Source organism: Alteromonas sp. CyTr2 (assembly GCF_947311905.1).
Taxonomy (GTDB): Bacteria; Pseudomonadota; Gammaproteobacteria; order Enterobacterales; family Alteromonadaceae; genus Alteromonas; species Alteromonas macleodii.
Genome location: NZ_CAMZMZ010000027.1, coordinates 1 through 26,009 on the forward strand (window position 1 = coordinate 1; position 26,009 = coordinate 26,009).

Here is a 26,009-nt window from a genome sequence, read left to right on the forward strand (position 1 = left end):
CCCCCGAACAGTTAAGAAGAGACCACAGCGATACAGCAGAAAGAAAAATGCCGCTCACCTTAAGTGAACGGCATTAGCTCATTGGCAGGTTTTTTTATATCTCTTGATCGTGAACTGCGACTGTCTACCTTCCGAAGTGTCAGCAAAATTGCGCTTGCACTTCAAATAATTTACTTCGGAACAATAGTTTGTTTCAGTGTGTGGCTAGCACCGGGGGACAGTGTCTTTCCCTGAGTTAGCGATGTTTCTACGCACAACATATGCTTATAGCCAAATGGGTCCATGTCTGAAATAGACGCTGCGCCTAACCACGGATTCCACACTACCAAAGAGTCATTGCCGTCGGATACCACTCCCGTGAACGCGTTGCCTTCGACTTCAATCTCAGCAGTTTTAATCGGCGCAACATGAATGCGATCCGTTTCGCCTGTGATGGTGTAAGGACTCGGTGTCGTCTTAAGCCCCCAGTCGTCAAGTTTGTCTTTATATTGACCTTCAATTCCAGTTATTTGGGTATGTTGAATGTGGTCAACGTGGAAATATGTATGTAGCGCACAGTTAAATTCGAATGGTACAACACCCGTATTTTCTGTAGTTAGCGCGACGTCCATCGTCTCACCAACGGTAATTACCATGGTCACGTTACAATCGTTCTCAAACCCTTCAGCTCGGGTAAAGCTTGGCGAAAGCGTAATCGTTGTTCCGCTTTCTGTATCTTCTGAATTAATCAGCTTCCACACTTGTGTTCTCAAAAAGCCGTGAGCGGGGAGGGCACCTTTTTCTCGACCGTGATCATCGCTAAACCAAGGCCAGCACACCGGAATACCACCGCGAATAGGTCGCTCTCCGTTCAAGTAAGCATGGGGGCTTACCCAAAGACGCTCTCTGCCATCGCTTTTAGGCACATATGACAAGATATGACCGCCAAATAGGCTAATACGCGCAGAGGCAAACGCATTATCTACGTCTAAAAAGGTAAGTCCATTAGACTCACTAACGGTAACTGAACTCACAGGTGGCATAAGCCCTCCTTGGACTAATAAGAAAACAACAAAGGGTAAGCGACGGGAAAGCGTATGTCGCTGGAATATCGTTATTATGCGTGTTTACGACCACGAAAAACAAAAAAGGTGCAAACGCCGTGTTTACACCTTTAGATTAACTCAACTTTAGCGTGAATAGTTTAACTATTTTAGCTTAATACCGTTAATTACTTAGAAATGTGAGCCACAAGGTCTAGAACCTTGTTTGAGTAGCCCCATTCGTTGTCGTACCAAGAAACGAGTTTAACGAATGTATCAGTAAGTGCGATACCTGCAGTGGCGTCAAATACCGATGTGCGAGCGTCGCCAAGGAAGTCGTTAGACACAACCGCATCTTCTGTGTAACCCATGATACCTTTAAGCTCGCCTTCTGAAGCTTCTTTCATTGCTGCACAAATTTCATCGTAGCTAGCAGGTTTCGCAAGGTTTACAGTAAGGTCTACTACTGAAACGTTTGGCGTAGGTACACGGAAAGCCATACCTGTTAACTTGCCGTTAAGCTCAGGGATGACTTTACCTACTGCTTTTGCTGCACCGGTTGATGATGGAATGATGTTCTGACCAGCACCACGACCACCACGCCAGTCTTTCATTGAAGGACCGTCTACCGTTTTCTGTGTTGCAGTTGTTGCGTGAACCGTTGTCATCAAACCGTCTACAATACCAAATTTATCGTTAAGCACTTTGGCAAGTGGAGCAAGACAGTTAGTTGTGCAAGACGCGTTTGAAACAATAGTTTCGTCAGCGTAGCTTTCTTGGTTAACACCCATAACGAACATAGGCGTGTCATCTTTAGAAGGTGCAGACATAACAACTTTCTTCGCGCCAGCTTCGATGTGCTTCGCGGCAGTTTCTTTAGTCAGGAACAGACCTGTTGATTCAACAACCACGTCAACGTCTACTTCATCCCACTTAAGTGCAGCTGGATCTCTTTCAGATGTAATGCGGATAGTTTTGCCGTTTACAACTAGGCTATTGTTATCTACTGTAACTTCACCGTCGAATAAACCGTGAGTCGAGTCGTATTTCAATAGATAAGCAATGTAGTCCGTGTCTAGTAAGTCGTTTATTGCAACAACTTCGATGTCGTTGCGCTCCGCTGCTGCGCGCATTACTAGGCGTCCAATACGGCCAAAACCATTGATACCGATGCGAATTGTCATAACGTACCCCGATTATTTAAATAAAATGAAAATAAATTACGTAAAGTATGGATCAAAATGCCATAATTAGCAAAATAAAAAGCAAAAGTGTTGCAAAATTACGAATAAGTGCTATTGCAATCGTATTCAGATATCGCCAAGCCCTTGTTTCTAGAATAATGTTAAAAATTTGTTTGTAGACGCACTATGTTTAATTTGCTTTGCGTCTTTTACCGAATAACAGGAATGACACACCATGACACAACAACTTCTGCAACAACTGGTTGAAATGCGGGGAATTGAAACCCAATACGTCGACGCATGGGGAAAGCCAGCAACCATCGCAGAATCAAGTAAAGCAAAACTGCTTAACACACTTGGCTATGACACCAGCAGTGATGAAAAAATTCAGTCACAAATTACACAAGATATAAAGTCGGTATGGTTGTCGCCGTTAAATCCTGTTCAAGTGGTTCGCAATACCCAAGAAATTAATCTAGCAGTTCGTTTACCTATCGAGTTAGTGAACGATGATCACACGCTCACGGTCACCTGTGAAAATGGTGACGTGCTCACTCATCAATTTACGCCAGTTGACCAAGAAATGACGACAATGGCGCATATCGACGATGTAGAGTTTCATGAATACGTAGTAACACTGCCTTTGGATTTGCCCCTTGGTTATCACGATGTAGCCTTAAGCGCAGATGACGATGAGTTTGCGCGTTCTCGCTTAATTGTGGCACCAGAAGCGTGCTACACGCCAAACGAAATTAAAGAAGGCAAAAAAATATGGGGCTTAAGCGTTCAACTTTACTGCGTTCGCAGTGAAAAGAACTGGGGGATTGGTGATTTTTCTGATTTAGCTCTGCTTATTGAAAAAGCCGCTGGTGTGGGCGCAGACTTTATCGGACTCAATCCTATTCATGCGCTTTACCCCGCAAATCCCAACGCGTGCTCGCCTTATGGGCCAAGCTCACGTCGCTGGCTTAATTATTTGTATATCGATGTGACTGCCATTGACGGCTATGACGATGCATCAGTACAAGCGGTAGTGAGCAGTGATGAGTTTAAAGCCACGCTTGAACATGCACGTAACGTAGAACATGTAGACTACGAGGCAGTCGCCCATGTGAAATTGGCTGCGCTTAAAGCAGTATTTGATGTTTACGATGCCAAATACCTTCGTAAAAGCACAAAGCAAAATAAAGCGTTTAAAGCCTTCGTAGAAGCGGGCGGTGAAAGCTTAGATATGTTAGCGGTGTACGACGCCTTGCAATCGCACCTAAAAGCTGAAGGTAAAGACAGCTGGGGATGGCCGGTATTCCCACAAGAATACAAAGACTATTACAATCCAGCCGTGGCTAAGTTTAAGAGTGCAAACGAACAAGACGTCAAATTTTACTTGTTCCTACAGTGGATTGCCGCCCAACAGCTTGAGCTTGCAAGCAACAAAGCTACTGATGCAGGCATGACCATTGGTCTTTATCGGGACTTGGCGGTAGGCGTTAGTGAAGGCAGTGCGGAAATTTGGGGTAACAAAGACCTATACTGCACAGGCGCAAGTGTAGGTGCTCCACCGGATATCTTGGGCCCACTAGGCCAGAACTGGGGGTTGCCGCCTATGGACCCTCGTAAGCTGTATGAACAGGGTTACCAGCCCATTATTGACCTGTTTGCGTCTAACATGGCGTCGTCAGGCTCATTGCGTATCGATCACGTCATGGCGTTGCTGCGTTTATGGTGGGTTGTGAAAGGCGATAACGCTAAAGATGGCGGCTATGTTTATTATCCTGTAGACGATTTACTCGGTATTCTAGCGCTAGAAAGTCACCGCAATCAGAGCTTGGTTATTGGTGAAGACTTGGGTACTGTACCAGAAGAAATTCGCAGCAAGCTTGCTGATAATGGCGTGTACTCATACCGCGTATTTTTCTTCGAACAAGCGGAAGACGGCGGTTTCTTCTCACCTAGCCATTACCCTGTTCAGTCTATGTCAACGTTGACTACTCACGATATGCCAACGCTGATTGGTTACTGGCACTGTTTAGATTTAGAGCTAGGCAAAGAAATAGGGCTTTATCCAACAGAAGAAATCCTTCAAACGCTTTATGCGGATCGTCATGAAAACAAACAGGCGATTTTAGATACATTGCATGGCCACGGTTCAATTGGCGACAATGTAGGCCGCGATGTTAATCATACGGGTATGAATCGCGAACTGAATAACGGTATGCAGGTGCATATGGCAGGTGGCTCGAGCGCATTATTGAGCCTGCAATTGGAAGACTGGTTAGAAATGGATAAGCCGGTCAATATTCCTGGTACTTTTGACGAATATCCAAACTGGCGAAGAAAACTCACAGAGGATATCGAGTCGATGTTCGATAGACATGATATAAATGAGTTGGCGTCTAAACTTACTCATGCCAGAAAGCAAGCAAGTCAGGGTTAATTGCCATTATCAAAGAAATGATAATAGGCGGTTGCCTGGGTAACTTAAACGAGTAAGATAAAGTACCAAGACGGTACTTGATAGAGCTTAAATGTATACAACGCATTTAAGCTCACAATTCAACCCGCTGCCATGCGGGTTTTTACTAGGAGTAGCGAATGCAATTAGCGCAGCAGTTTGAACAGGTATTATGTTCTCAGCCGTTTTCCCATTTAGGTGTAGTTAAAAATCAGCAGAAGTCGGTACTTCGCGTTTGGCATCCTAATGTCAGCGAGATAACGATTAAATGGGAGAATGCAGCGCTAGCAAATGTAACCGTTACCTCCAAAAATGGTCTTTTTGAAACACCACTGCCTAAAGAATATCAGGGTGAGGTTTATCGCGTTATCGCCGAAGGCTTGAATGACGATAAGGGCTATATCGATCCTTATCAATTCTCCGAGCAGGCGTATCATGCGGTACACTACATCGATAGCAAGCCTTCAAACTTGTATGAGCAAGCGGGCGCGCAACTTTTAACACTCACTTCATCACAAGGCGATGCGATAAAAGGTGTCAGGTTCTGCGTTTTCGCGCCCAATGCGAGTACGGTGTCGCTCATTGGCGATTTCAATCAGTGGGATGGGCGCACGCATCCTATGGAAAAGACCTCCATGGGATACTGGGTACTGTTTGTGCCAGAACTCGCAGAGGGAGAGCGCTACAAGTATCATATTAAAGATGCACACGGCCACGACCTACCGCACAAGGCTGACCCACTTGGCTTCAGTGCAGAGCAGTATCCTTCTCATGCTTCGAAAATTTACAACCACAATAACTATGAGTGGAATGATAGTGCATGGATGGAAAAGCGAAAGGGGAATAAATACAACAGCCCAATGAGCATTTATGAAGTGCACCTTGGCTCTTGGAAGCGCCCGGGTATTGAAACTGATGCGCGCTATCTTACTTATAAAGCGCTGGCCGATGACTTAATAAGCTACGTCAGCGATATGGGTTACACTCACGTTGAATTGCTGCCTATTTCCGAGTTTCCTTTCGACGGTTCGTGGGGCTATCAGCCCGTGGGAATGTTCGCACCAACGAGTAGATTTGGTAACCCAGATGAATTTAAATACTTTGTTGATAAGGCTCACCAAGCAGGTATAGGCGTAATTATCGACTGGGTACCTGCACATTTCCCGGAAGACGGCCATGGCTTGGCGCGATTTGATGGTTCTTGTGTTTATGAATATGAAGATCCGAGGAAAGGTTGGCATCCGGATTGGAATTCTTGCATTTACGATTTCGGCAAAGACACAGTTCGTCAATTTTTAGTTGCAAACGCACTGTTTTGGCTAGACAAATTTCACGTTGATGGACTCAGGGTTGATGCAGTGGCATCCATGCTTTATCTCGATTACTCACGTAATGACGGCGAGTGGATCCCGAATGTGGATGGGGGTAACGAAAATTACGAAGCCATTAGTTTACTGAAATGGATGAATGAAGAAGTGTACAAGCACTTCCCTGACGCCATGACAATTGCCGAAGAATCAACGTCGTTTCCTAAGGTTTCTCGTCCAGTATTTGATGGCGGTTTGGGCTTTGGCTTTAAGTGGAACATGGGGTGGATGCACGACTCATTACATTACATTGCTAAAGACCCAGCATACCGCAATTACCACCATGGCGATATTACCTTCAGCATGGTTTACGCGTTTGACGAAAACTTTGTGTTGCCTATCTCGCACGATGAAGTGGTACACGGCAAAGGCAGTATGCTGCACAAAATGCCTGGCGATGAATGGCAGCAAGCCGCTAACCTGCGTTGTTACGCGGGCTTTATGTACGGTCACCCCGGCAAGAAGCTTAACTTTATGGGGAACGAGCTTGCGCAGGCACGAGAATGGAACCATGACAGTAGTTTAGACTGGCACTTGCTCGATTACGAAAAACACAAAGGCATTCAAGCGCTTTATAAGGCGCTCAACCACCTCTATACGTCTACGCCAGCGCTTTACGAGCAAGACCACGAACCAGGGGGCTTTGCTTGGCTGGACCACAATAATGCAGACCAAAGCGTGGTTTCATTTGTTCGCATGTCAAAAGATGCGAAGCAAAAAGTATATGTGGTATCTAATTTTACGCCTGTGCCACGTCAGAACTTCAGAATAGGCGTAGAGGATGCATGCACGCTAACGCTAGCACTAAACACTGATGATGGTGCATATTGGGGTAGTGACTACGACGTTGCTTCTACTGTAAATACGCAACCCATACCTTGGAATGAGCGTACTCACTCTGCAGAAATCACGTTACCGCCGCTAGCCACGGTATTTTATGTTACCAATGTGGATTAATCCGACTAGAGCGACACGCCCTAGTGAAGAGATAAATTGAGAACGAAGTGAACGAAATTCGAGACACCGCACTAATTGTAGAAAGTGGAATGGGAAAGGCATATCCACTTGGCGCAACAGTTACACAAGATGATTGTAATTTTGCCGTATACGCGCCCGATGCGAAGGCGGTCGTGTTGTGTTTTTTCAATAGTGACACAGAAGAGGCGGTGAGTGAGCATCCATTGCCTGAGAAAACTGGTGATGTTTGGCACGGTCGTTACAGCGGCGTTAGCGCAGGACAATACTATGGTTATCGCGTAGAACGCGGTGAGGGAGGGTTACATGCGGTACCCACCGACAAACTGCTAATCGACCCTTACGCCAAGAAAATTAGTCGCGCAATAAAATGGGACGCTAGGCAATACAAACACGACTCTCAGTTTATGATCCCCAAGTGCATAGTAATTGATCAAAATGACTATGCGCCGAGTCATGTTAGCGCGCCTGTTATACCGAAACACAAGCGAGTAGTTTACGAAGCACATATTAAGGGGCTAACAAAACTCCATCCCGATGTACCTAAAGAACACCGTGGCAAATTTATCGGTGCTGCCCATCCGAGTGTCATCAAGCATCTCAAAGCATTAGGCATAACCACGGTGCAATTTATGCCGTTGTGCTCATTCATGCCTGAACCATTTATAACAGAGAAAGGCTTAACTAATTATTGGGGATATAACCCGGTTAACTTCTTTGCGCCTGAACCACGCTACGGTGTGTCAGACGCGCTTGCTGAACTAAAGTCTATGGTAGATGCTTATCATACAGCCGGACTTGAGGTCATTGTTGATGTGGTATTTAACCATACAGCAGAGGCAGGCAATGGCGGTCCTATTCTTTCTTATAAGGGGTTTTGCCCTTACCAAGCGTACTTATTAGAGCAAACGAAAAACGGAGAATTGGTTTATTCCAACCATTCAGGCTGTGGTAACACGGTAAATACCGCGCAGCCATTTATGATGGGACTTATTTTAGATGCCATGCGCCACTGGGTATCCGTAATTGGCGTTGACGGCTTTCGTTTCGATTTAGCAGTATGCTTGGGAAGAGAGCCACAAGAATATAGTAAAAAATCTGGGCTGCTGAGAGCCATTAGTAGCGACCCTGTTCTAAAAGAGAGGGTATTGCTTGCCGAACCCTGGGATATTGGGCCTGGCGGCTACCAAGTGGGTAACTTTCCTTCTCCATGGTTAGAGGTGAATGATAAATACCGCGATACGGTGCGCGCCTTCTGGCGTGGAGACGATGGCGTTACCGCGGACTTTGCTACCCGTCTAATGGGCTCACGGGATATATTTCACAAAGGCCATCGACATATCAGTACGTCGGTAAATAACGTGACATATCACGATGGGTTCACGCTGCACGATATGGTGACCTACGCCGAACGTCACAATCTCGATAACTTAGAAGAAAATCGAGATGGCCATGGACACAACCTGTCTGCCAATTATGGTATTGAAGGGGAAACGAATGACGAGCAGATACTCGCTATGCGTGAGCGTCAAAAGCGCAATCTCTTTGCAACGCTGATCTTCTCGCAAGGTACACCGCATATTCTTGGTGGCGATGAATTAAGTCGCACCCAAAATGGCAATAATAATGCCTATTGTCAGGATAATCCTATTAGCTGGATGAATTGGGAATTAAACAAGCGCAAGCAAGATTTTCTTAGCTTCTGCCAATATGTGATCCGTTTGCGTCAGTCCTCTTCACTGTTAAGCGAACTAAAGCTGCACGATGATACGTTTACGCTCTCACGAAATGTAAAAGAAATAAATTGGTATAAGCCCGATGGTTCTGACAAAGCGTCTGAAGATTGGAATGCGCATCATAACAAAGCGTTTGGTGTGGAAATAAAAGGTTGTGTAACGGGCGACCAGAAGCCAGAGCATTGGTTCTTGTGTGTTAATGCAAGTGAAAGCGACGTGCGCTTTCACCTACCTTCTGTCATACCCTGGGGAGGGTGGACCATGCACTTGGATACGCGCTACAGCTCTCTTGAAGAACAGCCTTCAATTTGCATTCAGAAGGTGTTTTTACAGGCCAGCAAATCGCTAACCTTGTTCAGTTTCTCTCAGTTCTCTGGATAGAATAACGGCTTACAATACGACCTTATACTTGGTTTAGAGTGCCTTTAAAGAATTTAAAAGTGCCGCTAAACGGCTCTAAACCCAGTGCACGTTAGCCGAATAAGAAACAGAGTCTTTACCTTTGTGTGAATTTCATACAGCATGGGTAAAAGCGCGTAACGCATGTGCTGAATGCGTGCCAAAATCTCGGCTAAACTAGCTTACAAAACTCGTTAATGTTTACCGCTGGTGACAATTACACCACTGCGCACTAAATTGTTAGCTTAGACTGTTCTTTATTCTTTCAGGTGGTATCATGCGCAGCCATCTGAAATGTGAGGGTGTTCCTATGCAAAAGAAAGGTGGTAATTCGCACGAAGACAAGTCGTGTGATATTGGTTTTATCGGTTTAGGGGTGATGGGTAGTAACCTTACCATGAACCTAGTGGACCATGGCTATCGTGTAGCGTGTTTCGATTTAGACCAAAATAAAGTTGAGTCTATTCTTGCCAAAGACGCAAGCGAAAGAGCTGAAAATACTGAGCCTCGTGTTGAAGGCTGCAGTTCTTACACCGAGCTTTTAAGCAAGTTAAAAGCCCCGCATCTTATTATTATCTCTGTGCCTGCTGGCGATCCTGTTGACCACGTTTGCAATCATCTTATTGACGCCGGAATTCACGCTGACGATATCGTGGTTGATACTGGCAACAGTTTGTGGACAGACTCTGTAGCACGTGAAGAGCAGTACAAAGGTAAATTTATCTTCTTCTCTACCGCCGTGTCAGGTGGTGAAGTAGGCGCTCGTTTCGGGCCATCTCTTATGCCTTCAGGCAACCCTTATGCATGGACACGCATTGAGCCTGTTCTTAAAGCTATTGCTGCAAAGGTTGACCCAGAAACAGGTAAACCATTAGAAAGCCATACGCCAGGTCAACCAGTGTTAGAAGGCGAACCATGTGCGACCTACATCGGTCCGGTTGGAGCCGGGCACTATGTAAAAATGGTGCACAACGGTATCGAATACGCCGACATGCAGCTTATCTGCGAAACTTACCATGTTATGCGCGAAGCGCTACATATGGCGCCAGCTGAAATAGCAGAGGTGTTTCGTCGCTGGAACGAAGGCAAGCTGAATAGCTACCTGATGGAAATTAGTGCTGAAGTTCTTGAGCAAATGGATCCAGAAACACAGCAGCCGTTGGTTGATGTGATTTTAGATAGAGCAGGTCAAAAAGGTACAGGCCTTTGGACTGCAGTAAGCGCATTACAGGTAGGTAGTCCGGCACAGACCATCACTTCTGCGGTATTCGCGCGCAGTATTTCTAGTTTGAAAGACGAGCGTGTAGCTGCGAGCAAGGTTCTTGCTGGCCCTGATGCGCCATCGTTCAGCGATAATGAGAAAATGTCGATCATCAACAAGCTAGAGCAAGCGCTTTATTGCTCTAAAATCTGTGCGTACGCTCAGGGCTTCCAGTTAATGGCTATGGCAGGCAAAGAACACGGCTGGACACTGGAGTTTGGTGAAATAGCGAAAATATGGCGTGCAGGCTGTATTATTCGCGCCGTATTTCTTCAGTCTATTTCTCAGGCCTACGAGAATAACGAAGACTTAGCCAACTTGCTATTGGACCCGTTCTTTGCGGAACAAATTACGCAGTATCAAGCTGACTGGCGTGAGTCAATTGCACAGGCGACACTGGCTGGCGTGCCTTGCCCTGCAATGATGTCGGCTCTTAGCTATTATGATTCGTATCGCACAGCCGTGCTACCTGCTAATTTGCTGCAAGGCCAGCGCGATTATTTTGGCGCACATACTTATCAGCGTGTGGATAAGCCAGCAGGTAAAAAGTATCACATCGAGTGGAGTGATCCTGCACGTCCGCAAACGGCTATCAAAAAATAGTATGAACTAAATAGTGTTACACGCGCTCATAACTGAGCGTAAACTATTAAAAGGTGTATTTGTTTTCAAATACACCTTTTTTGTTTAAAGAGGTAAGTTATGTCGACAGATGAAAAAGCAAACGCATCAATAGCTAAAAAAGACTGGAAAACTGAGCTCACTGACGAGGAATATTATGTATGCCGCGAAGCGGGTACTGAGCGACCTTTCACTGGAGTATTGCTAGACGAGCAGCGAGATGGATTGTACGTGTGTAAGTGCTGCGAAGCGCCACTTTTCCCCTCAGATACTAAATTTGATGCTGGTTGTGGATGGCCTTCTTTCTATAAGCAGCTTGATGACGGTAATGTAGATTACAGAGAAGACTTGAGTCACGGTATGCGTAGGGTTGAGATTTTTTGTAAGCAGTGTGGCTCGCACTTAGGCCATGTATTTCCAGATGGCCCTGCGCCAACGGGTCAACGCTACTGCGTAAATTCGCTATCTATGACCTTTAAAGGCGAAGATGATACACAAATTAAAGGTTAAAAAGCCCTAGGTGAGCGCTTGATTAAGGTAAACATCTGATTAAATTTTAACCTCATGTGGAAAGTCGAGAGATCCAATCATAAAAAACCGCCCATAAACGGCGGTTTTTTTAATTATTTACCAATGAAATTGTGTAATTGAGTTTCAAAAAATTAGAGCTTATCCAGTTTCAATGAATCTGCGTTGAACGTCGCGCTATTCAAATTACTGACTATTTCATCAACAATGTTATCTAGAATACCTACTGGAAGGGCATAGCGTTGTCCAAGTTGAACACGCTGAGTGTCGTTAAGTCTTTCATCGAAGGCTTCAGCCACACCATACCAAACATAGGCAAAGCGATAGTTCTCCATATCCATTCCCATTGAAGCAAGCGAGTAGAAAATGCTGACATCAATGTCGTCGCTATCTGTATATAAACTTAGCGCGCGATATAAGGTTTCAATAGTACGCTTTTGGTCTGTTTTAATCTGAACAGAGGCCAGTGCGACCAGCAGCTTTGGATCGCTTACGCGGTTGCTGGCAGCGTAGCGCTCAAAGCGATGAAAAGCCTCTTTGTCGCTATATCGTGTCCAATGATAGTAAGAAAGGTAAGGGTCAAGGGAGTCTTTCGTCTCGCGGCTTAGGCGTTTAATTTCACGCTGAGCAGTAATAACGCCTTTTAGCCGTGTCGCTTCCTTGCCTTTGCGTTTAACGTGTTCGATATGCTGCACTTCTTCAACGCAGGTGAGATACTCTTCGAAGTTCAGAAGGAGAGGGTACTTGTAAGCGTCGTCTTTTGAATCTTGATTGTAGTAACGTAAGCGAATAATCTCAGCTCGCTCGCCGCGACAACGGGCATCCAAACTCAAATCTAAGCAAATCTCGCTGTGAGATTCACAAATTTCACTGATAGTAGGTTCAAAAAGATCGCCACAACCCGTCAGTGTTGTCGCTGCTGCCAGCCACACCGTCGTTACATAACCTTTTGTTGGAAACTTACTAAATAAACTCTCTGTTATACGAGTTTTCATAGAGGTTTTGAAACTTATCAACAATTTGGTCTTCCTTGCTTGTTTATTTAAGATACTGCTCGTCACCGTCAGGCGAAAACTCACCTAGTGTACCCTAAAAATAATAAAAAGCTGACGCGTAATTAGGATTAGTTGTACGTGTTTGTGCCACAAAAAAATTGGCCGCGCATACAACAATGACAACACCGTTAAATTAATATCGATGAAGGCAGAAGCATGAATCAACAGTTTGAGCAGGAATTACAAAGCAGCTGGCAAGAGCGTCAGGAATACGCAGAAATGATGTTGCCCCTTATTGGTAAATTGTATCGCAATAAGGCAGTTGAAATTTCGGTTTATGGACGCTCGCTACTGAACGCCAGTGCTATTGATGTTATTAAAGCGCACCGCAAAGTGCGTCTGCACGAAGGTATTAAGCTACGCCTACGCGAAAGCTATCCAATCTTAGAAGCCTTGAGCAACATGAAGCTTGCTCCTGCACAAATTGATATTGGTAAATTGGCTTTTGATTTTCACTACGGTTCTGCGGTCGACAACAACGACCTTACGGCCTACCTTAACGAAAAACTAAACGACGTTGCCGATAAAGAGGACGATCAGAAACCTCAGGACGTTGTACTATATGGTTTTGGCCGTATAGGTCGTTTACTTGCTCGCTTGCTTATTGAACGCCAAGGTAAAAACAATAAGCTTCGCTTACGTGCCATTGTAGTTCGTGGCGGGCGCGATGGCGACCTAGAAAAACGCGCAAGCTTACTGCGCCGCGATTCAGTGCATGGGCCATTCAACGGCAGCATCACAGTTGACCACGAGCGTAACGCGCTAAAAGCAAACGGTTCATACATTCAAGTCATTTATGCCAACAGCCCAGATGAAGTGGATTACACGCAATATGGTATCGATAACGCTATCATCGTAGACAACACGGGTATTTGGCGTGACCGCGATGGCCTTGGCCTACACCTTAAAGCTAAGGGTGCAGCGAAAGCTATCCTTACAGCCCCGGGTAAAGGTGACATCAAGAACATCGTACACGGTGTAAATGACGAAGAAGTAACACCAGAAGACACAATTGTATCTGCTGCAAGCTGTACAACTAACGCAATAACGCCGGTACTTAAAGCGCTAGACGAAGAATATGGCATTGAAAACGGTCACGTTGAAACCGTTCACTCTTACACTAACGACCAAAACCTTATCGATAACTACCACAAAGGTGATCGTCGTGGACGTAGTGCGCCACTTAATATGGTTATTACCGAAACGGGCGCTGCGAAAGCCGTTGCCAAAGCGTACCCGAAACTGGCAGGTAAACTTACCGGTAATGCTATCCGCGTACCTACACCTAATGTATCGCTAGCGATTTTGAACCTAAATCTTAAAACGCCGGTGGATCGCATTGCAGTTAACGAGTTCTTGCGCGATACCGCGTTGTTCTCAAAGCTTCAACACCAAATTGACTACACGGCAAGTAAAGAGATTGTATCAACAGACTTAGTCGGCTCTCGCGCTGCGTCTGTGGTTGACTCTCAGGCGACCATCGCCGCAGATAACCGCCTGACACTATACGTGTGGTATGACAACGAGTTTGGTTACAGCTGTCAGGTACTGCGTGTAGTTCGTGATATGGCAGGGCTTAGTTTCCCTACGTTGCCGCTTTAAGCAACACGCAGTTTAATTAACTGTATAAAAAACCGACCTAAGTGGTCGGTTTTTTGATGGTGTAAACATTTTGTATACGTTCAATAGTACAAAACCCGCTGTGTGCGTGGAATTTGTGTTTACGTCTATGCTAAATTAGCGCTCAAATAATGAGGAAAACGACAGTCTATGCATATTTCCAGTCAATTCGACAGCGGTAACATTGAAGTTGTTAGCGCACAATCACCAGACGATATCCGTCTAACCATTCCCAACGACAACCAATCTGAATTTGCTCAGTGGTTCCATTTTCGTTTAGTGGGCGAAACGTTTGTAACTCACACAATGACTATTGGTAATCTGGCTAAGTCAGCGTATCCAGAAGGTTGGAAGGGATATAACGTTCTAGCGTCTTACGACCGTCAAACTTGGTTTAGAATTCCTAGCGAATTTGACGGTGACAATCTTACGTTCTCACTAACGCTAGAACAGCCAAGTGTGTACTTCGCGTATTTCATTCCTTTTAGCTACGAACGTCACCTTGATCTTGTGCACGACGCGCAGATGTCACTACTGTGCGAGCACAAATTCCTAGGTCTTACCCTTGATGGCCGTGATATGTCTATGCTGGTTATCGGTGAAGAAACACCAGAAAAGAAAAAAGTCTGGATCACGGCACGTCAACACCCTGGCGAAACCATGGCCGAGTGGTGTGCCGAAGGTATTATTTACCGTCTGCTCGACGAGCAAGATGGTTTGGCGCGACAGTTGCTTGATAATGCTGTTTTCTACATTGTACCAAACATGAACCCAGACGGCAGCGCACGCGGTCATCTGCGTACCAACGCTGTAGGAACCAATCTAAACCGTGAGTGGGCAACGCCTTCGCAAGAAAAAAGCCCAGAAGTACTTTACGTACTGAATGCAATGAGCGAAATTGGTGTAGACATGTATCTTGATTTGCACGGTGATGAGGCATTGCCGTACAACTTTGTCGCAGGAAGTGAGGGTAACCCTAGCTACAATGACACCATCAAAATGCTTGAAAATACGTTTAAAGATGCGCTGTTGAACGCTACGCCAGAGTTTCAAGATGAATTTGGTTACGATAAAGATGAGCCAGGCAAGGCTAATTTAACCGTAGCGTCAAATGCGGTGGGCGAGAAATTTAAATGTATGGCATATACGGTGGAAATGCCATTTAAAGACAATGCAGATGTACCGGACGATATCTACGGTTGGTCGGTACAGCGTAGCCGTCAATTAGGTGAAGATTTACTTATTGGTGTGAATGCAGTTGTTAAAAAGCTAAAAGCATCAGAGCAATAAAACAAGAATAAGGAAGCGAAAGCTTCCGCAAAAAAGGCCTCGACAAAAAGAGGCCTTTTAATTATTAAAATAAAACAACAATTAAACATAATAAAAAAGGGGAATAACGTTGGAAGGGTTATATGGTTTTCTAACTATGCTCGATGGTTTCTTAGGGGGCGCGTTCTGGTTTCCTTATGTACTGTTAGGCGTAGGTCTTTTCTTTACGGTTTATCTTAAGTTTCCGCAAATTCGTTTCTTTAAACATGCCTGGCAGGTTGTTACCGGTAAGTTTGATAAAGAAAGCGATCCAGGCGACACCACCCATTTTCGCGCGCTAACTACCGCACTGTCTGGTACCGTAGGTACAGGTAACATCTCAGGTGTTGCGTTTGCAATTTTTCTCGGTGGGCCGGCTGCACTATTTTGGATGTGGGTAACCGCCTTTTTAGGTATGACTACAAAATTCGTTGAAGTTACTCTGTCGCACAAATATCGCGTAAAGACAGAAGACGGCACCATGGCCGGTGGCCCTATGTATTACATGGACCGTCGCCTAAACATGAAGTGGTTAGCGGTTGCATTTGCTGTTGCTACGGTAGTCAGCTCATTTGGTACCGGAAACCTTCCTCAAAGTAATGGTATCGCGCAAAGTATCGAAGCAACGTTTGGCTTCGAGCCTTGGATGGTAGGTAGTGTACTGGGTATTCTTCTAGCCTTGGTCATTCTTGGTGGTATCCAACGCATTGCCGCGTTTACAGCGCGTGTTGTTCCAGTTATGGCTGTTATCTACCTTATCGGTGCGCTAGCGGTTATTTTCGCTAATCTAGACAACATTGGGCCTTCGTTTGCCGCAGTTATCGGTGATGCGTTTACTGGTTCAGCTGCCGCAGGTGGTTTCTTGGGGGCTTCATTAGCTTATGCGTTTAACCGTGGGGTTAACCGAGGCTTGTTTTCAAACGAAGCGGGTCAAGGCTCTGCACCTATCGCTCACGCAGCGGCAAAAACGAAAGAGCCTGCGTCAGAAGGTATGGTGTCACTGCTTGAACCCTTTATCGACACTATTCTAATTTGTACCGTAACGGGTTTGGTTATTTTGTCGTCTGGCGTGTGGAAAGAAAAACACGAAAACGTCTTCGATCGTTCAGACATGTACTTTGTTGCAGGTCAATACGACGACTCGAATCAGGATGACGTAAACAAACTATATGGTTACTTGAATGAAATTGAAGGTAACAATGTACAGCCTTATACTGGCTCAATTACCGTTGTTAACGGCACGGCTGTAAGCGATGGTTTTACACTGCTTAACGCTAGGTCTGTAGCAGAAAACGTGAAGTATGCAGTAGGTAGTGAAGACTTGTTTACTGGCACGCTTAAGATTGTCGACGGAAAGCCGGTTAAAGAGAACCTTGAAGTAAGCGGTAAGTCACTGGTTCACTCGGCAGCGCTCACCACCATTGCCTTTACTCGCGGTTTCTTTGGCGATTTCGGTCAATATATCGTGTCAATTGGGCTTATGCTGTTTGCGTTCTCAACCGCCATCGCTTGGTCATATTATGGTGATCGCGCTATGACATATTTGTTCGGTCCTCGCTCCGTAATGCCGTATCGCGTCATCTACGTCGCCGGTTTCGTTTGGGCTGCATTCTCTGACACCACATTAGTTTGGGCACTTTCAGCTGTGGCTATCGTGGTAATGACCTTGCCAAACTTGTTCGGCATCATGTTGCTTTGTAAAGAGATGAAAGAAACGGTTAACGACTACTGGTCTCGACATAAAAAATAAGGTGAGTATTGCCTAAAGCATTGCCCCTTCTTGAGTTTCACTGAAGGGAAACGCAACTTGGCTATCAGGTAAAAATGCGTAGCGGTGAACTTTGTATAAAAGTTAACACCCTGCGCATTTTTGTTTTATGGCGATAAGGTTAATCCACAGAATCGACTTCATTGTTGTGATGAACTTAAGTATGATACCCATCCGCGTATAAATGCGTCTTCGCTCAATAGCGAGTTGCGCATTTCCATTTCGCACCCAATAAACAGGAGCAACATATGGCATTAGTTGACTGTCCTTCGTGTAACAAAAAAACGTCTGACAAAGCGAAGACGTGTCCTCACTGTGACTTTAAAATCGGTGATGCGACCTCTGAAGATATAGAGCGCAAACAAAGCTTACAAAGATTTAAAAAGTTAGCCAGTATCCAGAACCAATCCCTTCTTGCTATGCTGATATTCGTTGCGAGTTTTGGCTTCATGTATTGGGGCGGAACACGCCCAGGTGATTTGCAACATAATTTAGCTATTTTGGGCGCAGTGGTTGGCTTTGTTTGGTACTTAGTAAACCGCGCGCGTATTGTTTACATAAAGCGTTTTTCCTAAATGAATATAGAAGCACTTTTAGCCAGCATGACGCCGGAGATTTACGAGCGTCTGCGTCAGGCTGTTGAAACAGGTAAGTGGCCAGATGGCACGCCTTTAAACGAAGAGCAAAAAGCAAGCAGTATGCAGGTTGTTATGCTGTATCAAGCAAAAATAGAAAAGTCCTCTGAGCATATGACAGTAGGTGAAAGCGGCGAAATTGTACATAAAAGTAAAGCCGACTTTAAACGCTCGTTACGCGATGAGCAGGATGATAATAATACAATAGCGCGGTTTAAACAGGATGATATTTAGTCGTATATTTGCGCCTTCACACCAAAGCCCAAAGCCTGAAAAACGGATGCAGGCAATCGAGAGTCTTTCTCCCGACAAGGCACAGGAAAAAACAATTCTTCACGAACTGGCATTTAATGACGAAGATGCAAATGTCAGTTTAGCAGCACTCGAAAAGCTTAATAGCTTTGTGCTGTGGCTTAAAATGTCACAAATTGCCAAGCAGTCTCGCGTTAAAAAAGCGGCGGAGAAAAAGGTAAACGCCGCTTTGTTAGGCGAGGGGGATGTCACACTCTCCCGCCAAGAGATATTCTCTTTTTTAACTGAAACAGCCAACGCCGATTTGGTAGTGCAGTTAGTACCGCAAATGTTGAAGAAAGAGCCTACGCTCTTACAAGATGATGCGCTAGCTAACGCGCTAATTGAAAAAGTAGCGAAGCCATCTTTCACCCAGTTTGTTTTTTTAGAAGGCGCAAGTCCCCAACTGCAGACTCAACTAGTCAACGCACATTCAGACGTATCAGATCTGCAAAAGCTTGCTAAGAAAGTGTCAGATGATGCGCTTGTTACGCAAATTAATGCGCGGATAGATGCTATCAAAGAGGCTGCAAAGCGCCCAGTGGAGCTTAAAAAGCAGCTCACTTTGGGACTTTCAAAATATCAGGCTTTGCTCGACAAATCAGATGTAGAAACCATTGATGAAAAGCGCAATGAGCTTGAGAGCGAATTGACAGGGCTGTTTGCTCAAATTGACTTACTCACTTCAGAAGAACGCGTTGATTATGAAGAAAAGCGTGCGCGTATTGGTGAGCAGCTCGAGCGATATTTAAGCCGTATCCGCCCAGCATGGGAAGAGAAGCAACAAGCGTCGCAACGTGCTAATACCAGAGCATTGTGCGAACAGCAGCTTACTTATGCCAAGGAGCAGGTAGCTTGGTTGTACAATAACAGGCTTTGTGAAGCGACGCTTGCTGATGTTGCTACGGTTAATGAAAGCGTGCGCGGTGTTGAAGCAACGCTCGAACAGCTAGCGCGTCTCGATGATGAATCTGCAACTGATAAGCGAATTACACAGATTAAGCGCTCTGTCGACGAACTAAACGAGCAGCTTGATCGCTTCTCTATGCAGCAGCAATACGGCCAAAAGCTACTGATAAAACTTCAGGCGCTCGAAGACATTGCCGCTAAGATCGTTTCGGCAAGCGATAGCGAGTCGGGTAAAGATACCCGTGATGTGAGCGTTGAAGAAGCTAGCGCATCGACTGAGGATTTGAGTCAGGTAAATGGTGGCGACGCATTACAAAGCAGTAGTGTAGTGGCTCTTAAAGCGGAGTTTGACGAAGCACGTCAAGCGTATAAAGCGCTTAGTCGCGAAATCGATGCCATTCCTAAGGCGTTGTCTAAACGTTTCAACGCAGCGACAAGCACTGTAAATGCCAAAGAGCGTGCTCAAAAATCCAAAGAAAATGAGCAAGTAAAACACATTAGAAAGCACATTAGCGTTATCGATAACTTAATTGCTCAGGGTAAATTCCGCGTTGCTATTTCAAAATTTGCAAAGCTTCAGGAAAGTTATGCTGCGCTTCCTGGTTCAGCGAAAAAGTATGTAGAGAAGCGTTTTGAAAAGACCGCTGGTGATGTGTCGCGCTTAGAAGGATGGCAGGATTACCTTGCTGCGCCGCGCAAACCCGCTCTTGTAGAAGAAGCAAAAGCGTTAGCCAGCGCTGATGCAGAAAATATTAAGCAAAGAAGTGAGGCCATTAAGTATCTGCGTAAGCAATGGTTATCACTAACACCGTCATCGTCAACGAGTGAAGAAAGTAGTGATGACGCGTTGTTACAGCAGCAATTCGATGATGCACTTGAAAAGGCCTTCGAGCCTTGTAGAGCGCATTACGCGAAGTTAGATGCACAGCGGGCTGCTGCGCGTGAACAGCGTATGTCGATTATCGCTACCGTTAAGGCAATGGACATTAACATGCCGGAAGCCGAGTTAGTGAAAGTTTTCGATAGAGTGTCTAAACAGTGGCACGCTGCAGGTCAGGTTGAACGTGAAATTTATGAACAGCTGAAGCAAGAATGGAAGGCGGTATCATCGCCCATTCAGGCTAAAGTAAATCAATGGCAAAGTGACAACCAAGCCCAAAAGCGTGCGTTAGTCACCCAAGCTTGTCAACTTGCTATGGAAGAAGATGTCGCTGGCGCTGCCGACAAGGCTCAGCAATTGCAAAGCCAATGGAAGCAGGTAGGCCATGCAGGTAAACGTGAAGAGAGTAAGTTGTGGGCAGAATTTAAGGCTGCCAATGACACCGTATTTGAACGTTTAAAAGCCGAGCGGAAAGTACAGAATAATGCATTTAACGCGTTAGTAGATTCGCTACTCAAGCAAGTGGAAGCTGTTGACATCAACAGCGATGATGCAACGTTCAGTCAATCAATAAGCGACGTTCGCGCTCAGTTAACCGACTTGCCTAAAGCGCAACGTACGAAAGTAGATAAAAAGATTGATTCACTTGAAAGTAAGCGCGCGGCGCAAGCGAAAAATGCACAATCTCAAGCCCGATTGGCGCGAGCTCAGGCTCTGATTTCTTTACTACAGCTAAGTGTAGGTGAGGGAAGTGGTGATGAGCAATCTCTAGCGGAAACGTTAGGGAAGCGTTGGTCAAGCGTATTGGGTCAGTCAACTGGAAATAAAACAACTCAGCACGATAGACAATGGTTGACGGTAGCATTAGAAGTCGCAACTGGTATGCCAAGCCCAGATGCAGACGCATCTATACGCTCTAGCGTACAGCTACAAATGATGACATCTAAGTTGGAACAAGGCGAAGCGGCAACAGCTCCCGACATTCTTGCTGACTGGTTATCATACGACTCGATAAGCGAAGAAGATAACCATTTGCTGCAACGAGTTGTTTCAGTTATTGATACTCATCCTGAAATTGTTGCTTAAACGGAAAGCCTAAATGGAAAACAGTGTTGAGTTTCAATTTGAAACAGAAATGTCTGCCTATCGCTTTTTGAATACCGTGAAGCATATTGACGCAGAAGGGTTAAGAGTGAAGTTCGGGCGTACGGATCATCACGTGAGTGTAAAATACCGTTACGGCGTAGGTGAATTTGATTCGACGCTATCTACACTAGACGATCTTGCTCGTGAGTTAGGTGGTGAAGAAGTGTCTTAACTAACCATAGGTCAAACCACGTCGACTGTAAATACAAAAAGGGCCAGACAATTGTCTGGCCCTTTTTTGATAAAAACGTGATTAACAGTCTTTATCTTCAGCGTCTACGCCTTCTTTCACATCTTCACAAGCGTCTTCAACGGCATTACCTGCATCGGTAACAATTTCGTCTAGCTCTTCGCCTGCGTCTTCCGCTTCACCGTCACCGCAAGCTGCTAGTGATAGTGCAAATGCTGATGCTACTAGTACCTTTGATAAGTTTTTAAATGAAAACATATCCTTACTCCTTTTTCCTATTAAAATACTTCTAACTCTTAGGCTCTTGGTGCTCTACCACGTAACGCATTTGCGATAAGTGAGATTACGAGCAACGCGATAAACACAAAGAAAAGAAACTGTGCGATACCTGTTGCTGCACCTGCGATGCCTCCAAAACCAAAAACTGCTGCAATAATGGCGATGATAAAAAATGTGATTGCCCAACCTAACATAACTAAATCCTCGTATTGCTTCCGTTACTTTCACTTTAACTAATGCTATCTTTGTGCCTGTTTTTTTAAGTTATTGAAATATATTGATATAATTTAATTTTTCTCTGGTTGTCAGGCCGTATCTGCAGGCAATTAACGTCACGATTACACGTACGAATGCATTTTTTACATGATTGAGTAAGGCCCTAGTCACCCAACTTTACTCTTTGTGTGTTAAGGGCCTTTGGCTGGAGTTATTTTTTGATTCTTACCAGCTTCCGAAGAATGTGAGAGCAAGGTTGTGGTTTGTTATGGCGTCTGAATTGGCGCCTGGCGACGCAATATGATTATGTAAGTATCCCATCTCGACGCGCCATTTCTTGTTGAGGTGATAGGCCGGTCCCACGTAAAGTCTATTTTGATCAAACCCGCTATTTTGGCCCCAGTCTGTGTCGTTCAAACCCCAAAATACCTCGTCCCACACGACCATTGACCATTGCTCATTTAAAGGTTTCGACCACCGTATAAATTTTCTAAACCGATAGCCTGTATCACCGCCTTCATCGCTCCTGAATCGCTGCTCCAAACGACTTCTACCTGAAATGGTACCGCCCATAAATTTGCTTAATGAATACGTGGCTTGCTGCCACACCCTGTCTTCTTCAATTGAACCGTTGTCTGAGTCTATCGTTACTCTTGCAACACCCAGCCACAAGGTCGTATCGCTTGAAAGTTTGTAGCCGACACCGGGACGAACGATAGAAACGCCTAGGCGAGATGCGTCGTCTTTAAAGCGTAAATGACCGTCAAACCAAAATTGCCATTTACCTTTATCATCGGCATCTCCAGTGAGTGCGAGGGCGTTCCAAGATTGAAAATCTGACTCGGCGTGTGACTTAACGCCGGCTGTCATCGCCATCACAAGTAGTAAGACGCAACGCGTCATAATTCGTTTTGCGCACATAGTTTTTCTCGTTGAAAATAAAAAAGAGGCAAAGCGAAAGGGAAGGGACGCCTTGCCTGCAAAGGGAGAGTGTTTCGCCCCTCACACTTCCTAAGAATGGAGGGGCAATGGCCTATTTAGTTACCGTTTGGGTTGTAAGGTAACGAAGATTGGTGAGCAACAATACGCAGGTCGCCGTCGCTATCTTTGACATAGGCAAAAGTGTATTCCACCTTCGTTTCGCCACCTTTTGTATCGGTAAAGAAGTAGTTGCCCATCGCCACGGCCATGCGACAGCTGTTGTTGATAATACCCACATTATCGAATTTCACATTTGTGTATGGCTTTATAGCAAAGCCTTTGTCCTCTTCGTAAGCGTCATTACCACCAACAAAGTATGAAAGCGCAGCATCGAAGCTTGAACGGAACTGGTCGTTAGCTGCAAGCGTTGGTTTAAACAGTACGCTGCTTAAATCGTAACCATACATAGCTTGGATGAAATCTGCGGCTTCGCCAGAGTAATCACCATCATTGCTAAATACTGCACCAATTCGCACTATGCCGTCACCCCACATCTTTTGTGCCGTTACCACTTCTCGCTCAGTAATACATTCGTCGGAATAAAGTAATGCGTTGTCGAGTGCTTTAGCTTTTAACGCCGGAACATTCGAACTAGCTGAATGCTCCATCTGCGGTTTTGCCACTGCACTGCAACCAGTCACCAACATTACTGTAGCTGCTACAAGGGTAGTTTTTGTCATTAACGTGCTTAGCTTTCTCATCGCCTGACTCCTTAGTCATTTGCAAAATAAATATGTGCTATTACCTGATTCAATTGCTTAGAGCAGTACCGCTACAACGTTGTTGCTAGAGGCTTATAAATCTGCTCTGCAGTTTATGGGTTTAATGATAGCGAGCTATGATGACGGAGACTTTTGTACAACATTAATAGAAGATTAACGGGTCATTAAAAATGCAAGAAGCACTTCAGAAGAATGGATAACAGCTATAAATTAGAGGCTATAGATTAGAGGCTTTAAATTAGAGAAAAGGGCTGTGATAGCAGCAGTGTCATCGACTTTTTCAAGAAGAAACGAATATGACACCGCCCAAGTTTGTAGAAAAGTGAAGAATGCAGTTAGCCAGTGGTCTGTTAGCCACAACAGAAAAGTAATAAAGACTAGTGCACAGGTTGTTGGCTTTAAAACACATTACGGTTTTGCTTATGTGTTTGAGCGATGCTTTTCAGTAACTGCAACTAGGGCCTGAAAAGCATTTCTATTAAAACTGATGTTTCAGAGCATTAGTGAGCGGCAAAACGCTCAGCTAGTTGCCATTTTTTGGCTCCAGAGGCTCTGATAGTACCTCTAAGACAGTAAAAGCATTTTTACCTAGACGCGTTTTATCATTCGCCATCATTACATCAATAGTAAAGTAGATGTCGTTAATTTGAGTTTTCACAACGTCGCTTGAGCTTGGGACGGCCATAGGCTGTGCCACTTCATCGCAGCCTGACATAGTGCACTGCCTGTCTGTTTGAAATGCCACGGGCTCTTCCTTGTTCGCCATAACTTCTCGCGCAACAACTGGCTTTTTATCCACGTTGGTTTTAACAATAGCTAAATAGGTAAAGCCTTGCTTTTGAGCAATTTCCGCTGCTCTGTAAAGGGCATATTGCTGTACTTTATCAGCAGGAGTTTTGTCTGTTGCCTTAAAAAGAACCTTGTATTCGTTCTCAGAAATTTTTTCGCTCGAATAGCCATAGGCAGCTTTGGAACTCGCTGACTTATAAGGGGTAGGGGCTGCTACAGGGGTCGATGAACAACCTACTATTGCAAGGCTAAACGCCACACCAACACAGGCAAGCGTCAAACGACTTTTCTTCATATTTTTTTTGTTGTTCATCTCACATATTCCTTAATACTGTGATCATTGAAATAACGACAATAGCGCAGTCCTACTTATTGCCATTAGGGCTTGATTGCGTTTTGCTTTGGGTTTTGCATCTACCGCACCCTTGTATGCGCCAAGGGTTGCGATGCCAAGCAATGTTTCAGGCTTTCCCATCATCAGTTTACATTGCCTCTTTGCTTGTGTAAGTGCAACATCTGCATGATGTTTTTGCGAAAAATAAGCATGCTCTTTCTGTGCTATATCTTTCATATTCGATTTTAAAAAAATGTTCATCTCTTTTCCTCATTATTGGCCGTGATTTATTACGCAATGGTAAGTGTGTTCACTATCCGAAAACCCGTCGCCACGTTTGAATGAGTCTGCTAAAGCTCAAGTAATTAAATGAATTTTGTGCAAGTTTAAATAAACAAAAGGCCGCAACACTGTTAAACACCAACAACAGGAGTGGAACTACCACATAGCTAACGCCCACACTATGAAGTATAGCGCCAATAGCGATGTTTAAAATGAGCCAACATACAGTGCCCACCGCAAATGCCGCTAAGCATGCAAAGACTGTAACAAAGAAACTCTTTTTAATGAGCATCAATTCACTGTTAGTGAGCTCTAAAAACGCTAAACCCTGCGCTTTTCGCTGGGTAAATGCTTCAGAGAATGCCGAGAAGATATCCGAAAACGATGGGTCGGGGTAATTCTGTTGCGTCGACTTGTGTTGCGTAGAGTGTTCAGAGGCTGCTGATGCAGCGTTTGCATTGTCACCGTTGCTTTTAACATTAAGATTCGCCTGCGCCGCGGGCGGCGTCAGGCGAAAAGGATTTTCTGTGCACAAATTGTACTTTGCTCTTCGAAAATCAGGTACAGTCATCGAATTACTTCTTACGTAAAAGTGACGTCACTAACATTCCTGCTGCGAATGCGATACCCGCTGTCGCTACTGGGTTTTCAATGGCATATTTACGTACGTTTGACGCCTGCCATTTCTGCTGCGCCAGACGCTTTCTCGCTGACATGTTCTCTGCAGACGATGTAGCAGTGCGACGAATGTTTTCCTCCGCAATGCCTGCACTGTCTGCTAACTTGTCTACTGACGCATGAAGAGAATCTTTCAGTTGATCCGTTACTGGGTGACTCGGCTCAGCCACGCTGTTTGTATCGTTATGTTTAGCTGTTTGCGATTTAACTGAAGCTTGTGTAGCCATAATACTCTCCTTAATATTTTAGGTTCATATAGGTAGCTGCAACTGATATACCAAATTATTATCTTACTGTTTTATATGATTTATTTTTATTTTACTATTGTTGCGTGAGGTGCTTATGTGCAAGTCTCACACACTGTTGTGTCTTACGTCTGTA

The 26,009-nt window shown here is 44.9% G+C and carries 23 protein-coding genes; 12 read left to right on the forward strand and 11 right to left on the reverse strand.

What is annotated here, in order from left to right; genetic code table 11:
• Nucleotides 1-170: 170 nt before the first annotated feature.
• Both QME20_RS13920 and gap read right to left on the reverse strand, forming a co-directional pair.
• A complete protein-coding gene (locus QME20_RS13920; protein WP_281716093.1) occupies nt 171-1,022 on the reverse strand; it encodes a D-hexose-6-phosphate mutarotase in 852 nt (283 codons plus the stop codon).
• 188 nt (nt 1,023-1,210) lie between these two features.
• Nucleotides 1,211-2,206: a type I glyceraldehyde-3-phosphate dehydrogenase gene (gene gap / locus QME20_RS13925; RefSeq protein ID WP_281716094.1), complete on the reverse strand. Its 996-nt coding sequence runs from the start codon at nt 2,204-2,206 to the stop codon at nt 1,211-1,213.
• A 235-nt stretch (nt 2,207-2,441) separates the two neighbouring features.
• On the opposite strand from gap, the gene malQ reads away from it, so the two are divergent.
• The 5 genes from malQ to msrB all read left to right on the forward strand — a co-directional run bounded on the left by malQ (nt 2,442) and on the right by msrB (nt 11,527).
• Complete coding sequence (malQ, locus tag QME20_RS13930) at nt 2,442-4,640, forward strand: 4-alpha-glucanotransferase (RefSeq protein ID WP_281716095.1); 2,199 nt, start codon at nt 2,442-2,444, stop codon at nt 4,638-4,640.
• Between the two features lie 158 nt (nt 4,641-4,798).
• Complete coding sequence (glgB, locus tag QME20_RS13935) at nt 4,799-6,982, forward strand: 1,4-alpha-glucan branching protein GlgB (RefSeq protein WP_187446294.1); 2,184 nt, start codon at nt 4,799-4,801, stop codon at nt 6,980-6,982.
• A 47-nt stretch (nt 6,983-7,029) separates the two neighbouring features.
• Complete coding sequence (gene glgX / locus QME20_RS13940; RefSeq protein WP_281716096.1) at nt 7,030-9,117, forward strand: glycogen debranching protein GlgX; 2,088 nt, start codon at nt 7,030-7,032, stop codon at nt 9,115-9,117.
• A gap of 328 nt (nt 9,118-9,445) precedes the next feature.
• Nucleotides 9,446-10,999: an NADP-dependent phosphogluconate dehydrogenase gene (gndA, locus tag QME20_RS13945; protein ID WP_110288811.1), complete on the forward strand. Its 1,554-nt coding sequence runs from the start codon at nt 9,446-9,448 to the stop codon at nt 10,997-10,999.
• A 99-nt stretch (nt 11,000-11,098) separates the two neighbouring features.
• Nucleotides 11,099-11,527 carry a peptide-methionine (R)-S-oxide reductase MsrB gene (msrB, locus tag QME20_RS13950; protein ID WP_039216559.1) on the forward strand — a complete coding sequence of 143 codons (429 nt, stop codon included), beginning with the start codon at nt 11,099-11,101 and terminating at the stop codon, nt 11,525-11,527.
• A gap of 152 nt (nt 11,528-11,679) precedes the next feature.
• On the opposite strand, the gene QME20_RS13955 is transcribed toward msrB, so the two are convergent.
• On the reverse strand, nt 11,680-12,564 hold the full coding sequence (locus QME20_RS13955; protein ID WP_187446297.1) for a DUF2989 domain-containing protein: 885 nt from the start codon (nt 12,562-12,564) through the stop codon (nt 11,680-11,682).
• A 192-nt stretch (nt 12,565-12,756) separates the two neighbouring features.
• Between QME20_RS13955 and QME20_RS13960 the strand changes: the two genes are divergently transcribed.
• From QME20_RS13960 to QME20_RS13990, 7 genes are all read left to right on the forward strand, one after another.
• A complete protein-coding gene (locus tag QME20_RS13960; protein WP_014979588.1) occupies nt 12,757-14,202 on the forward strand; it encodes a glyceraldehyde-3-phosphate dehydrogenase in 1,446 nt (481 codons plus the stop codon).
• A 168-nt stretch (nt 14,203-14,370) separates the two neighbouring features.
• On the forward strand, nt 14,371-15,510 hold the full coding sequence (locus QME20_RS13965) for a M14-type cytosolic carboxypeptidase (RefSeq protein ID WP_014949839.1): 1,140 nt from the start codon (nt 14,371-14,373) through the stop codon (nt 15,508-15,510).
• 109 nt (nt 15,511-15,619) lie between these two features.
• The gene (locus tag QME20_RS13970) at nt 15,620-17,278 is read left to right on the forward strand and encodes an AGCS family amino acid carrier protein (RefSeq protein ID WP_187446300.1); all 1,659 of its coding nucleotides are present in this window, start codon (nt 15,620-15,622) and stop codon (nt 17,276-17,278) included.
• A gap of 266 nt (nt 17,279-17,544) precedes the next feature.
• Nucleotides 17,545-17,871, forward strand: coding sequence for a zinc ribbon domain-containing protein (locus QME20_RS13975; protein ID WP_014949837.1), 327 nt, complete (start codon nt 17,545-17,547; stop codon nt 17,869-17,871).
• Complete coding sequence (locus tag QME20_RS13980) at nt 17,872-18,165, forward strand: DUF1315 family protein (protein ID WP_281716097.1); 294 nt, start codon at nt 17,872-17,874, stop codon at nt 18,163-18,165. It abuts the gene before it with no gap.
• Complete coding sequence (locus QME20_RS13985; protein ID WP_281716098.1) at nt 18,155-21,097, forward strand: DUF349 domain-containing protein; 2,943 nt, start codon at nt 18,155-18,157, stop codon at nt 21,095-21,097. Before QME20_RS13980 ends, QME20_RS13985 begins: the two co-directional genes overlap by 11 nt.
• Nucleotides 21,098-21,110: 13 nt before the next feature.
• On the forward strand, nt 21,111-21,329 hold the full coding sequence (locus QME20_RS13990) for a hypothetical protein (RefSeq protein ID WP_014949834.1): 219 nt from the start codon (nt 21,111-21,113) through the stop codon (nt 21,327-21,329).
• Between the two features lie 81 nt (nt 21,330-21,410).
• On the opposite strand, the gene QME20_RS13995 is transcribed toward QME20_RS13990, so the two are convergent.
• The 8 genes from QME20_RS13995 to QME20_RS14030 form a co-directional block, all read right to left on the reverse strand.
• A complete protein-coding gene (locus QME20_RS13995; RefSeq protein ID WP_014949833.1) occupies nt 21,411-21,605 on the reverse strand; it encodes a hypothetical protein in 195 nt (64 codons plus the stop codon).
• A gap of 38 nt (nt 21,606-21,643) precedes the next feature.
• Entirely contained in the window at nt 21,644-21,820 is a 177-nt protein-coding gene (locus QME20_RS14000; protein WP_014949832.1) for a DUF1328 family protein, read from the reverse strand.
• Between the two features lie 247 nt (nt 21,821-22,067).
• The gene (locus tag QME20_RS14005; RefSeq protein WP_281716099.1) at nt 22,068-22,745 is read right to left on the reverse strand and encodes a DUF2490 domain-containing protein; all 678 of its coding nucleotides are present in this window, start codon (nt 22,743-22,745) and stop codon (nt 22,068-22,070) included.
• 134 nt (nt 22,746-22,879) lie between these two features.
• Entirely contained in the window at nt 22,880-23,524 is a 645-nt protein-coding gene (locus QME20_RS14010; protein ID WP_014949830.1) for a hypothetical protein, read from the reverse strand.
• 544 nt (nt 23,525-24,068) lie between these two features.
• Nucleotides 24,069-24,647, reverse strand: coding sequence for a hypothetical protein (locus tag QME20_RS14015; protein WP_049587615.1), 579 nt, complete (start codon nt 24,645-24,647; stop codon nt 24,069-24,071).
• Between the two features lie 24 nt (nt 24,648-24,671).
• Nucleotides 24,672-24,929, reverse strand: coding sequence for a hypothetical protein (locus QME20_RS14020; RefSeq protein WP_014949827.1), 258 nt, complete (start codon nt 24,927-24,929; stop codon nt 24,672-24,674).
• A gap of 52 nt (nt 24,930-24,981) precedes the next feature.
• Complete coding sequence (locus QME20_RS14025; RefSeq protein WP_049587617.1) at nt 24,982-25,521, reverse strand: hypothetical protein; 540 nt, start codon at nt 25,519-25,521, stop codon at nt 24,982-24,984.
• Between the two features lie 4 nt (nt 25,522-25,525).
• Complete coding sequence (locus tag QME20_RS14030; protein WP_049587618.1) at nt 25,526-25,855, reverse strand: hypothetical protein; 330 nt, start codon at nt 25,853-25,855, stop codon at nt 25,526-25,528.
• Between the last annotated feature and the right edge of the window lie 154 nt (nt 25,856-26,009).